Below are 12835 nucleotides of genomic sequence, written 5' to 3' on the forward strand. Positions count from 1 at the left end.
CCTCACGGCACAGCTCGTCTTTGAACTCCTGGGTGAAACGCCTACGTGCTGCGGTCATGCTGATCTCGACTTTCAGTGATCCCTCATTTTAAGAGGGCCCACTGTCCGAGATATCCGCGGCAGGTCAGATAGCCAGTTTGCGGCTAATCATCCGTTCCCCCAAACGATCATCGTCGAATTTGTCTAATGATAGCCAGAGTTGAAAAATGCGACCACCTACCACCTACCACCGACCACCTACCACCGCCCGTAAGCCGAACCCTCTACGGAACGACAACAAGTTTGGAGTCGCCACCATCAGTTGCGCGGTACACGGCTAGAAGCGCAGTGCGCTGACTTCAGCTGTAGTCGGCGCTGACTGCGCGGACTATGCCGTCGAGCCGGATCGTGTTGCCGTGCGGGACGATCCACTGCGGTCTGGTGTGTCCGAATGGCACTCCAACGCAGATAACGGCTTCGGAGTTATATCGAGCGACTTGCTCGATGATGGTGTCCCGCTGAACTGCGCGCAGTCGAGCGCGCTCGATCGCGAACGGGACAGCTGAATTCAGTTCGCTGACCGGTGGACGGGCGACGAGAACACCGGCGACGGCATCGAGAACTCCTCGCTCGCCCAGGGCACGCACCCAACGCTTCACTGTGTCGGCATTTGGGAGTTCCTCGCTCGTTTCGAGCAGAAGAATCGCCCCTTCCAAGTCGGCGACGTCGGGCATCCGGTTGGCGAGAGCGATCTGATCAATGACTTCGATGCATCCGCCCCACGTTGGACCTTCGGCCACCGTTGTTGCGCCCGACCATGCCCACGGTTCGGTCGGTTCACGAATACCGAATTTTTCTAGAGCCAGGCGATCCGTCCACGAGACGCCGAAGTCTTCGGACTCGCCCGGATCGGTGAGGTCGATAACGCCTCCGTCAAGAAGCGCCGCACGCAGTGAAGCCACATGCACGTCATCGACATGCGGGCCTGGTCCGAGGTGAACTTGTGTTGAGCCACGGTAGTAGCTGGGCACCCCGAGGTTCCACAGGAGGTTGTGCAGGTTCGTGTTGACACTGTATCCGAGGAACGGTTTGTGGTTTGAGGCGAGGATGTCGGTGTCGATATGTGGGATGACGGTGATCTGATCATCCCCTCCGATCGTTGCAAGAACCGCCCGAATACTCGGATCAGCGAACGCCGCCTCAATATCGGCAGCTCGCGCCTCGGCAGCTCGCGCCGAGCTGCCGTGTCGTCGGATACTCAACCGGCACAAGCCCAGTAACTTCTGTGAGGCGTCGCATCGCCAGCTCGTGAACGTCCTCGGACACCGCAGGAGCCGCGAACGCCGGGGATAGGATCGCGACTAGATCGCCGACAGTGGCCTTGGGGACGTTAGTGAATGTGCGCATCCAGTCATTGAATCACAGGATCGGAACGCCACGCACGTTCATACCGCCCGCAAAGGGAACCTTCATCGCTGCAGCTCATGCCCTAGGTCAGCCATGCCCATTGCGATGATTTCGGCCAAGAGCGTGGCGTAGCGTCCGTCGGGATCAAGATCAGGATCGAATACTGTGACTTGGCCTCCGATCGCTCCGGGGGCGAGTGCCTTGAGAAGTTCTACGAGTTGTTCCGGGTTGAGCCCGCCAGGATCAGGGCTGTCAACGGCGGGCATGAAGATGGGGTCAAGCACATCGACATCGAGATGCAGCCAATAGCCGGCGCTCCCAATGGTGGTTCGAGCGGCTCTCGCCGTCGCGGTCATTCCGATCTCGATCGATCGGTGGGCGGGTAGAACGAGGGCGAGGAAGCGTCGGACGTCTTCGACATGTTGGTCGTCCTCGCGGCATCCAATGTGCACGGTGTTGGCGGGCGAGAAGTACGGTCCGCGGCCGTCGATGTCGGCGACTGCTGGCCAGTGTAGACCAACGGCCGCAGCCAGATCCTCTCCGGCGACGCTGGCACACTGATCCGAGTTCCCGGGATGACGAAAGTCTGTGTGCCCATCGATGTGCACGAGGCCCGCGTTATTCTGGAGCGCGAGCCCAGCCGCCACGAGAAGGCTGCAGTCACCTCCAATCACCAGCGGTGCCCGGCCGTCGGCGATGACTCCAGCGATCCGGTGCGCGAGGCGACGCGCGTGGTGGATCAACTGAGCTTCGTTTCGCACGTGGCCGGCGGCGCGAGTGATGTCGTCGTCGACGTACCGACCGGGAAGAACAACACCACCGTCGACAGCGCCGCCTACTATCAAACGACGGAACAGACCCGCTTCTCGAAGTGCCTCAGGCGCCTTGGACGTGCCCGGGACAGTTCCCGGCTCGGGAGGTCGAAGCCCTAGGTTGGACGGTGCAGATAAGAGCGTGATCACGCACCCAGACTGTCAGGTCCTCATCACGGCGTCGACCATTCCCGACGGCCTTACTACTACGAAAGTCAGCCGAAGTAGAAGTGCCCGTAAATCGAACGTCCTACGGGACAGTTTGGCCGAGCTGTTTGCTCTTGGCGATTGGCCCTAGATCATCAACTTCGCCCGGTTCGTCACCTCTGCCGTAACTCGTAACCCACTGCGCCAGTACCGCACAGTCACACCCTCAGCGGGCGGGAGCGACAGTTTCAAGGACTGGCCTCTGCCAGATCAGTGCAAAGCGCCACATCCCGAACTGCTGCCAAGCCACCCCGGGTAGAACCTCGACTGCACAATCGTGAACTTCTCGGTAAGTATGAGGCGGGGGCCACGCTGTGGGCGCGGAATGCACCCACACGTTTCGCGTCCGCGAGTACCACTGGTGTTGGACAATCCCCAACACGCCTTTCACATGGTCGCGCAACGAGGCGGCTCTTGCCAGCCCGACAATCACCAGCACACCTCCCGGCGATGTGAGATCGGCGAAACGCCTCAACGCGTTGGTCAGACTCGAGAGGTGGTGAACTGTCGCGACCGAGGCGACCACATCGAACGTTCGGTCGAAGTCGAGGCTCATGACGTCGCCGTGCACCCAGTTGATGTCGCGGTGTTCCGCGGCCGCTCTAGTCAACACGCCAAGGTCGAGGTCGACGGCAGTGACGTCCGCCAGAACGGTGCGTAGCTCTGCGGCGAGAAGGCCGTCGCCTGTCCCGATGTCCAGTGCGGAGACCGCTCCTGCTGGGATCGCTTTCATCACCACTTGGTGAAAGTGGATGTTGTGATTCCATCGCGGTTCGCTATGCGCTCGCATTCGACCATTATCCCTTGCCCCAACCTCCCGCAAAACGATTCCTCGCTCTGCCTCATTGACTGATCGTGGCCAGAGGATACCCACAAACGAAAGATGAGTGTGTATCTTCCAAGACTTATTTCACGCTGCGGCACCCGTGTACGCGCCCTCTCCGGGGTCCGCTATCCGTAGGGATATGAGACACCCTGGGAGCAGAAATGACGAAACTGATCGGTGTCATATCTCGAATTCGTCTGCAAACATGTTCGTACTCGCGTGATCACCTCGCTCAAGCCGCCGTCGAATCTCAATTCCCGTGAGGGGAACCTTCTACGGAACACTGTTCGAGTGCTGGATGGCCCAGACACGGGACCGGCACGGTGGCGGTCGGGGGCCGTCTGGGGCCGTAGGGGGCCGTCAGGCTGCGGTTGTTGACCCTGCTCGGTGTGTTTCAAAGACCATGATCGGCGAGCCGTCGGTAGAGGGTGTTCGGTTCCAGTCGCTCCATACGCCGTCGATGACAAACCCGGCCTCGCGCAGTTGTTGTTCGATGAGCTGGCGTTCTCTGAAGGCGAGGGTGAGCTGTTCTGTGATCTGTTCGCCGGTGTCTTCTAACCGGTTATGCGCGGTCAGTACGATCTGGCCGGGCTCTGTTTCGTTGACGTCATACCATTCCCGAAGCGGCCCATTGACGGTGTCGCGCAGGGTCGGCTCTGCAGCGGCCCACTTCTCCCAGGCGCGGGCTTGCGGGTTACGACTCTCGAATGCCAGCACGCCGTCGTCGCGGAGTGCCTCGCTGATGTCCCGAAGGGTCCGTTCCCACTCAGTGTCGGGAATGTGTTGCGCGACGTTCCCGGTCATGACGGCGTAGTCGAACGGCTCGGCTGGTATGTCGCGGCTGTCGCCGAGCATCCAGCGCACGGATCGGCCATTTGCGCGGTTGGTGGCGTACGCGAGCATGTTCGGAGAAGGATCGATTCCGACCACCGTGCGAGCAGCCCGGGCGAAAGTCACCGTCAGGATGCCCGTGCCGCAGCCGAGATCGAGGATAGCTCGCGCGTCGATCTCATCGGCGACCTGCCGGTAGAACTCGTGGTCCGCGCCGTCAGGGTTGTCGCCGTCATATAGCTCAACGAGTCGCGCGTCGTAGTCGTCCATTCACCCACCATATTGGCTTGGTAAGTAACCGTTCAGCGGTCGCCAAGCGGACATAGCTCGAACCCGATGATCTTCCTCATGATGAGTTTGTCCTCTGTTTCTATCCCAAAAAATTCCAGAAGGGCTCAACGCACGCCTTGGCCTGTGTTAGCTCGATGAGCTATGGATGCGTGGTCGTGCCTGATTCAGACTAGTTAACCTAACTGGCAGTCTTGAATCTAAGTGGCTCGTTTTCTTGTGCGCAGCACACCGATGATTGCGGGAACCACAAACGTCACGATCGCGAGCAGCACGACGATTGCGTAGAGCACGAGCGAGGCCAGCCGCCATGCACTCGGTACATACGTAGCGAGGCCCGCGAGGGTGATTTGAAGGAGAACTGAAACAACGAACCAATTCTCGCGTCTTCGCCTCTTGGGATCCCGAGATGATGACATCAGAACACTCGTCGGCTGGGGAGCACGTACTGAGTGACCAGTTGCGCACATTTCGAACAGAATTTGACCCCGCTTTTGCATTTCACAACGGCCCTCTCACGATTGTTTGACGTGCAATTAATTAAGGGACTTGCTCCGCGGTACTGGCCTCACCCAACCCTGACACGTAGGCGCCCGCAAAGGGGAAGGCGGATTCAACCGGTCGTTGCAACACTCGATTTTTGTGAGGTGTTGTACGTGTGGTCGAAGTATGAGTTGGTGGAGAAGCAGGCGCGGTTTTGGGTGTTGATGACTCAAGGCTCGACGCTGACTGCTGCGTGCGATGCTGTCGGGGTGAATCGACGAACTGGACGGCGTTGGCGTCAAGCAGCGGGTGGGCGGATCCCTCGTCCTGAGGCAGAGAAGTCTGGGCGGCACTTGTCCTTGGAGGAACGACTGCGGATCGCAGACTTGCACCTGGCTGGCACCGGCGTGCGGGCGATCGCTGCTCTGGTGGGCCGGTCTGCTGCCACGATCAGTCGAGAGCTGGCTCGAGGCGGGTCCAAGACTGGCCCGCAGGCACAGACAAGGTATGCCCCGTATGCGGCGCAGAAGCAGGCCGAGCTCCGCGGCCGTCGACCCAAGGCCAGCAAATTCGACCATCCGGAACTGGCCCTTTTGGTGCAGAAAAAGTTGTGCCTGAAATGGAGTCCGGAACAGATCAGTGATCATCTGGCCGCGGTGTTTCCCGATCGGCAGGAAATGTGAGTCAGCCCGGAAGCCATCTACCAGGCGCTTTATGGGGGCGGCCGGGGTGACTTGCGTGGTGATCTGCATCAGCATTTGCGCACCGGCCGCGCCATCCGGCGTCCCAGGCGCCCTGCTGCGAAGAACTCGGGCAAGATCCCGGACATGACCATGATCAGCGAGCGACCGGCGGAAGTTTCCGACCGGGCCGTGCCGGGGCATTGGGAATCTCAATGTCTTTGTCAAGCGGTTTTGAGCATCGGGATCTCGGCTGGTTCTTGGTAGAGGGTGTGGTCGCGGAGCATTGCCCAGAGGACGTTGATGCGTCGCCGGGCGAGAGCGAGCAGCGCCTGTTTGTGGTTTTTCCCTTCGCGGCGCTTTCGGTCGTAGTAAGCCCTGGAGGCGGGGCTGTTCTTCAAGCTTGATAGTGCTGCGAGATAGCAAGTTCGTAACAGCCGTCGGTTGAATCGGCGGGGTCGGTGGTGGTTGCCGCTGATGCGGCCGGAGTCTCTGGGAGCTGGTGCGACGCCGGCAACGCTTGCAAGCCGGTCCGGGTTTTCGAAGCTGCGCAGGTCGCCTCCAGTGTTGGCAAGGAACGTGGCGGCGAGGATGGGCCCGAATCCTGGCATGCTTTCCAAGATCTCAGCGTTCTCGTGCTCGTTGAATCGGGCGGTGATGGTTTTGTCGAGGTCGACGAGGTCTGCGTCGATTGCGGTGATTACGGCGGCCAGGCGCGACACGAGGGTGGCGGCGACAATCTCGGTGCGCAACGTCGTTTCTTGCTCACGCGCGGCGTCGATTGCTTTCTGGGCGACGGTGGCGCTGTTGCGGCAGCCGCGGGCTTTCAACCATGCCGCCAGACGCGTTACTCCCATCCGGCGAAGCGCTCCGGGCGTCTGGTAGGTCGATAAGAGGGTGAGAGCGGCTTTGCTTTTGGAGTAGTCGAACGCGCGCTCCAGCGCGGGGAAGTACTCCAGCATGGTCGCGCGGAGCCGATTGATTGCGCGCACCCTGTCGTGGATGATGTCCAGGCGTCGAGCGGTCAGGAGTTTCAGGTCGACGCTGATCTGATCACTATCGCGAACGGGTTGGAGGTCGGTGCGCATCCGTGCCTGATCGGCGATGATTCGGGCATCTTTCGCGTCAGTCTTGCCCTCACCGCGGTAGGTCGCAGCCGCATGGTGAATGATTCTGCCCGGGATATAGAGCAGCTGCTGGCCGTGATCGACCAGCAGGGAAATCAGGAGAGCTGCGCCGCCTGAGTTCAGATCCGTCGCCCATACGACCTCGTGCCCATCGGCAATCTCGGTGACCGTGGCGATGATTTCGAGCAGCACGGTCTCGTCGTTATCTATCCGTTGGGAGAGAAGCATCTCCCCGGCCTGGTCGATCACGACGCAGTGATGCGCCCGCTTTCCTGAATCGATTCCCGCCCATACTGCTGGCATCTGAATGTTCCTTCCGTCTCGTTGATAGCAGTTTCCCTGTCGATAACCACGCCGGCACGTCCTTACCCAGCGATCAATGTCGCAATTCTCAATCAGCGGTCGAGTCATCTGCGGGCAGCGGGCGGCCATTCCCAGTGAGCCGTTTATGCGGCAAGGCGATCTCAGCCATACCCGCCACCCGAGGGTGATCGACACACTACGACAGTCCCGAAATCACCCACCACAACAACGTAAGGAAGGAGATCTGATCTGGGGGTCACACTGCCGGTCGGCGATCGCTACGTTGGTGGAGCGTCAGACCCGGTTCACGATGCTGGTCCACCTCCCTGGTGACCACGGCGCGATCACGGTTCGCGATTGCCTGTTGGCAGCCATACAGACTCTGCCAGAACGCTTGGCGAAGACGTTGACGTGGGATCAGGGAACCGAGCTGGCCCAGCACCGGCAGATCACGCTGGCCACAAAGATGGCTATCTACTTCTGTGATCCGCATTCGCCGTGGCAGCGGGGCACCAACGAGAACACCAACGGGCTGCTGCGCCAGTATTTCCCCAAAGGCACCGACTTATCCGTTCATTCGCCCGAGCGGCTACTCGAAGTCGCTACCGAACTCAACAATCGACCCCGCAAAACACTCGGCGGCAGCACACCCGCTCAAGCCATGCAACGACTATTATCAGAGCCAGAAATACCCATCGTTGCGACGACCGATTGAATCCGCCAACCCTCTACGGGACTGTCAGATTTTGAATCTGTCGCTGACTTTATTGACGCCATTGAACCGGCTATTCATTGTCGAAAACCTCGCTGCGTAGAAGTGGCGCGTCCTTGAAAGCGCACCTTGGGCCTGCGCCTACATCACGTGCACGCCGCAGTTGGGAGCTAACACTTTTGCTATGTCGCTGCAGGCCTCTCTGTGGCCTCGTTCGAAGCTGTGCGTTTTGCCTCGGTGGCGATGGTCGCAAATGCCGCTCGCAGCGCTGGTGGGTCTAGGACGGTCAAGGGTCTATCCATCAGAAGCAGCCAGCGTGCTATTGCGTTATAGCTGTCCGCGCCCGCCTGGACGATTGACGTTTCGGCTGTTTCCTCGGTAATGGTTCCCCAGGCGGCTGAGATCCAGTGGGCGACCTCAGCGCGGGGAGCGTGCACGCGCACGGTAGCGGTGACCTGCCGGACCGCCGTACCGACTCGGCCCGCGACATAAAGATCAAGGTCCTCCGCGGGCGGTTGTCGAGGGCGACTTGAGGCTGACGTGATGGTGGCATCCTCTAGGCGGTCGACGCGAAATATGCGCCAGTCGTTCGCATCGAGAGAAAACGCAACGAGGTACCACCGGTTCATCGTGCGAACCAGATGGAGCGGCTCGAGGTATCGGCACTGACTCGTTCCCGTGTGGCCCTGGTACGTGACGTCGACTTGTCGACGATCCCGGCAGGCTCGAGCAAGCAGCACGAGAGTGTTCGCGTTCACGGGCGCCGGGTCTGAGCCGATCTGGCGGCCGAGGTCGATGCGGCTGGAGTTCTGTGCCAGGGCGTCGATCGTGGAACGCAGTCGGGGTGGCATGACGCGATTGAGCTTGTCGAGGGCACTGAGCGCCCCAGGGGCTGCGCCACGATTGCCTGTCGCAGATGCATCCTGCAGCGCGAGCAAGGTGGCAATTGCTTCTTCGGCGTCGAACATTAGCGGAGGCAATGTTGCACCGGCTTCGAGCTGGTAGCCACCACCAGCGCCGTGAACGCTGGCCACCGGGTAGCCCAGATCACGAAGCCGGGCGACATCGCGTCGAACAGTGCGGGCAGTTACCTCCAGCTCTGCTGCTAACTCGGCAGCATTCCACTCGCGGGTGCGTTGTAGCAGCGCCAACAATCTCAGCAGTCGTCCGGAGGTATCCCACATGACATTCATCTTCCACCTTGTAGCGGACAAGACCTGTCCGGTACTGCTTCTACGGTGGCAACTGCCCGGCAACCACCGGGCCGAACCTAACTGGAGTTCTTCACATGCCCAACATCACCGCGCTTGCCACCACCACCGAAGAGATCGTCCTGAACCAGTACCGCGCCGATCACACCGTCTCTCCTTCGCACTGCCTCACGATGCAGACGATTGAAGCCGCACGTCTGGAGCCCGGTCAGGTTCGAGTGCGGAACGATTTCATTCAGATCACCGCCGTCATGGCCGATCTCATGACGGAACATCCGGGCCTTCCGATGCCGCCCTATGCGCTGGGGACGCCGCTCTGGGGCGGGGCCGTTGGAACAGTCACAGAGTCAGTAGCCGACCTGCCGGTCGGATCCGTCGTGACGCACATGAGCGGATGGCGGGAGGAGACTGTCGCGGCTGCAGAAACGTTTTGGCCGGTACCGATCGAAGTTTTGCCGGGAGCGGAATACGTTTTGAATCAAGGTGTCACTGCGTATCACGGGATCGTTGATATCGCCCAAGTACGCGCGGGCGATGTGGTTTTCGTCAGCGGGGCGGCGGGCGGCGTTGGTTCACTGGCCGGACAAATTGCTAAAGCGCTGGGCGCGAAGACCGTCATTGGGAGCGCCGGCAGCGAGGCCAAGGTCGCCTATCTGGTCGACGAGCTCGGCTTCGACGCCGCGATCAACTACCGCACGGAGTCGATCGCCTCCCGCTTGCAAGAACTAGCACCAGAAGGCATCGACGTATTTTTCGACACGGTTGGCGGTGACCAATTTGAGGCGGCAGTTCAGGCCGCGACTCCCGGCGCACGCTTCGCGCTCTGCGGGGCGCTGGCCGGTCAGATTGATGGCGGCACCGCAGGCAGTCCGCGTCTTGACATCATGACAGCCATCGTCAAACAAATTGAGATTCGCCCCTTCTCCACCTTCCACACCCCCGACCAGATCCAAGCCTGGAACCAGCACTACGGGCTCTGGCTCAGCGAAGGCAAAATCGTCTTTCCGCACACCATCATCAACGGCGGCCTCTCGGCTGCGCCGGCGGTACTTGACGGACTCCTCCTGGGGAAGTTTCGCGGCAACGTCATCGTTCGCCTCGACCGCGAGTGAAACAACACCGCGCTATCCTCACCGTCTGCAGCATCGCGCAGGTCCTGGTCGTTCTCGATAGTTCAATCTTGACCGTCGCACTTCCTCAACTAGCAGCAAACCTCGGCATCTCACGAGAAAACCTGCCCTGGGTCGTGAACGCTTTCGCTATCCCGATCGCCGGGCTGCTCCTCGTGTCGGGACGCCTGGCCGATACCTTGGGCGCGCGTCGGATCCTGCTTATTGGGGTTGCCCTTTTTGCAGTGGCCAGTCTGGTCGGAGGAACGGCTCCAACGGCCGGCGTCCTGATCGCGGCGCGTGTGGCCCAAGGGATCGCTGCGGCGCTCATCTCGCCAGCGACGCTGTTGCTGCTTTCGCTTTCCTTCCCTGCAGGCCCAGATCGCGCTCGTGCTTTTGGACTGTGGGGCGCCGCAGCAGGCAGCGGCGGCGCGATTGGCGTTCTCGCCGGTGGTCTGTTGGTCGAATGGTCGAGTTGGCGGTGGACTCTTCTCGTAAATATCCCGCTGTGCGTGGTTCTCTTTGGCCTTTTGACTATCGCTATCGGACGCATTCAGCCAGTACAGAGGGGCAGCCTCGATCTGCCCGGAGCGGCGGCGGGGACAGTCTGCGTCACGACCGTGACACTGGGATTCGCGTCGCTCCAATCAAAGTTGCTCGACATCACGGCGGCCGTCTGGTTCATCACAGCAGGGGCGACCCTCATGCTGTTCGTATTCATCGAAATCCGGTCATCGACGAAGCCACTGTTACCCCTTCGACGACTGGCGGGAAAAAGAGTGTGGCAGCTCCCCATGGCAATGCTTCTCGTCGGTGGGGCAATGACCAGTACCTTCTATTTTCTGACCCTGAATTTCCAAGTGCACAGAGATCTGAATGCGCTCCAGACAGGGTTATCATTTCTGCCTTTGTCCGTGGCTGCCTTCACCGCAGCCGCCGCCTCTCCGGCCATCGTGAGAAAGCTCGGATCCATGAATGCGGCTGTCCTCGCCGTCTTACTGATGAGTGCTTGTCTGTTCGCCATCGCCGCTATAGCCCAAGACGGTTGGACGGGAGCGATCATCTTCATCAGTGCTGGCTTCGGCGCCGGCATGGGGGTGGCGATCAGTACCCTTGCAAACCTCATCACAGCATCCTTTCCCAGCAGCCTCGGGGGCATCGCCTCCGGAATCCTCACGACTGCCCAGCAGATTGGGAACACCGTCGGACTCGCGGCCATAGTCACCATCGACCTCGGCACCGCATCTCCAAGCCACAACATTGCGTTCCTGGCGGCCGCGACACTGGCACTCACCGCAGCCGGATGGCTGGCCTACCAAGCTGGGACACGACGATCCAACAGATCAGTCGACACACCATCGCCACGTACTGCTGCACACAACAGCCTCTAAAACGTTGCGGCACACCATCGGCCGAAATTAGACCAATATTGCTGCGTCCCGTAAGACGAACCCCTGACGGGACCACACCACCCCTACGGTAGCGCTCGAACTCACCAGAAGTGCGGCGGCTGCATCCGGATCGTTGAGCGATACCGCGAGTCGTTTGCCCTTGGCAGCGTTCAGCACCTGCCAAGGCTCCAGGTCGAGTTGTGCGGTGTCACGCGTCTTGCCAATGGGGCGGCATTTTCAGATCCGCGGGTAGTCGAGTGACGTGGTTGCCGTGCGCGGCGTTGAGTTGCGGCTGCGTCACGTACAGGGCCTTCGAGAGGTCAGCGCCGTCAAGGAGTGCATCTCTGAAGTCGGCACCGAGCAGATCTACCCCTGACAAGTCGCTGTCCCGCAGGTCTGCGGCGATGAGATAGGCCCCACGGAGATCTGCCCCGCACAGTGGGCGGGACCTGAGATTCTTGCCCATCAGGTCTGCTCCCGGTTTCAGCGCGGATTCCAGGTGGTCATCGCCAACGGCAAGGTAGGCCGCCCGTACTTCTTCGCTGACCTCGATCAGCGTTAATCTCACTTGGGAGTGAAGATCCTGAACATCCAGTGAAAGCAAGTCCGACAGTTCACCCCCGACGGCCTGCTCGATCGTGTTCCTGAGCTTTGCCGCACGGTGTGAGGCGTCGGGATCGAACGTTCGCGTCTGTGCCTCGGCCAGATACCACAGCATCTCATGGAGCTGCCGTGCGGCAGCGAACGCGGCAAACATCTCGCTCTTGGTGTCAGGGCTTTCGATCCAGCTCTTTCCGAAGAAGAGCCCTTGCGACACGTTTTGGCCTGCACCGAAGCAGTCAAAGACGGTGCAGCCACGGAAGCCCCTCGGGCGCAGTGTGTCATGGATCGTGCACGAGAAGTCAGGTGCCAGGTTGTGGCACGGAGCGCCTGCGGGTTTGTCGACAGGAAAGTCTGCAGAACGTGAGAAACCGAAGGCAGTGCAGCAGAGGGCAAAGCAATTGCCGCAGTCAGGTCGCAGGGATTCCCGGTCGAGGGCGGGCATAGCAGGCTCGAGAGAGTTCGTTGATGTCATGCGAATGGGTTCTTCCAGTGATGAGTTCGATAGGTGGCCGGTATGCACGGGAACTCCAAATGGAGTTCCCGTCGCGGGCGCACTGAATCACAGCTCCTCGGCTGAGGAGCGAACTGGAATCCCTACAGGGGCTCTGGGTCACAGAGACGAATGAAATATCACTCCCGTCAGAGTACCTGACACTTGGGCCACCGCCTGTGCTCCATGCTCTTCGGTACGTCCCCGTAAGCCGGACGGCCAGCGGACACGTATTGCGTGAAATGGATCACGTTTACGTCTGAGGTGAGATGCCGCGTAGGCGGAACCCTGACCGGGACAGTCGGCGCTGACGCAATCCCATTTGGATTGGCCGGGTTGTCCCTTTATTGAGAGAGGTCGAGGTTAGCCTCGTCGT

Annotated in this window: 9 protein-coding genes and 2 pseudogenes; 4 read left to right on the plus strand and 7 right to left on the minus strand. The window is 60.5% G+C overall.

What is annotated here, in order from left to right:
- Positions 1-338 precede the first annotated feature (338 nt).
- The 4 genes from CJ028_RS00760 to CJ028_RS00775 all read right to left on the minus strand — a co-directional run bounded on the left by CJ028_RS00760 (position 339) and on the right by CJ028_RS00775 (position 4332).
- The gene (locus CJ028_RS00760; RefSeq protein WP_439099017.1) at positions 339-1241 is read right to left on the minus strand and encodes an LD-carboxypeptidase; all 903 of its coding nucleotides are present in this window, start codon (positions 1239-1241) and stop codon (positions 339-341) included.
- Positions 1242-1448: 207 nt separating this feature from the next.
- On the minus strand, positions 1449-2348 hold the full coding sequence (locus tag CJ028_RS00765) for an arginase family protein (RefSeq protein ID WP_105033387.1): 900 nt from the start codon (positions 2346-2348) through the stop codon (positions 1449-1451).
- Positions 2349-2571: 223 nt separating this feature from the next.
- Complete coding sequence (locus CJ028_RS00770; RefSeq protein WP_276309356.1) at positions 2572-3144, minus strand: class I SAM-dependent methyltransferase; 573 nt, start codon at positions 3142-3144, stop codon at positions 2572-2574.
- A 447-nt stretch (positions 3145-3591) separates the two neighbouring features.
- Positions 3592-4332, minus strand: a complete 741-nt coding sequence (locus CJ028_RS00775; protein WP_105033389.1) for a class I SAM-dependent methyltransferase — start codon at positions 4330-4332, stop codon at positions 3592-3594.
- Between the two features lie 674 nt (positions 4333-5006).
- Here CJ028_RS00775 and CJ028_RS22030 point away from each other — a divergent pair.
- A pseudogene (locus CJ028_RS22030) lies at positions 5007-5735 on the plus strand (IS30 family transposase); the annotation flags it as partial.
- A gap of 2 nt (positions 5736-5737) precedes the next feature.
- On the opposite strand, the gene CJ028_RS00785 reads toward CJ028_RS22030, so the two are convergent.
- Entirely contained in the window at positions 5738-6943 is a 1206-nt protein-coding gene (locus CJ028_RS00785) for an IS110 family RNA-guided transposase (protein WP_439099019.1), read from the minus strand.
- Between the two features lie 235 nt (positions 6944-7178).
- Between CJ028_RS00785 and CJ028_RS00790 the strand changes: the two are divergent.
- Positions 7179-7658: pseudogene (locus CJ028_RS00790) on the plus strand (IS30 family transposase); the annotation flags it as partial.
- Between the two features lie 179 nt (positions 7659-7837).
- Here the strand turns inward: CJ028_RS00790 and CJ028_RS00795 are convergent.
- The gene (locus CJ028_RS00795) at positions 7838-8848 is read right to left on the minus strand and encodes a helix-turn-helix transcriptional regulator (protein ID WP_105033391.1); all 1011 of its coding nucleotides are present in this window, start codon (positions 8846-8848) and stop codon (positions 7838-7840) included.
- Positions 8849-8943: 95 nt separating this feature from the next.
- Here CJ028_RS00795 and CJ028_RS00800 point away from each other — a divergent pair, with 95 nt between their 5' ends.
- Both CJ028_RS00800 and CJ028_RS00805 read left to right on the plus strand, forming a co-directional pair.
- Positions 8944-9978 carry an MDR family NADP-dependent oxidoreductase gene (locus CJ028_RS00800; RefSeq protein ID WP_105033392.1) on the plus strand — a complete coding sequence of 345 codons (1035 nt, stop codon included), beginning with the start codon at positions 8944-8946 and terminating at the stop codon, positions 9976-9978.
- Complete coding sequence (locus CJ028_RS00805) at positions 9975-11366, plus strand: MFS transporter (protein WP_105033393.1); 1392 nt, start codon at positions 9975-9977, stop codon at positions 11364-11366. Before CJ028_RS00800 ends, CJ028_RS00805 begins: the two co-directional genes overlap by 4 nt.
- A gap of 208 nt (positions 11367-11574) precedes the next feature.
- Here the strand turns inward: CJ028_RS00805 and CJ028_RS00810 are convergent, their stop codons facing one another.
- Entirely contained in the window at positions 11575-12411 is an 837-nt protein-coding gene (locus CJ028_RS00810; protein ID WP_105033578.1) for a pentapeptide repeat-containing protein, read from the minus strand.
- Positions 12412-12835: the final 424 nt, after the last annotated feature.

The sequence above is a fragment of the Cryobacterium aureum genome (assembly GCF_002954245.1).
GTDB lineage: Bacteria > Actinomycetota > Actinomycetes > Actinomycetales > Microbacteriaceae > Cryobacterium > Cryobacterium aureum.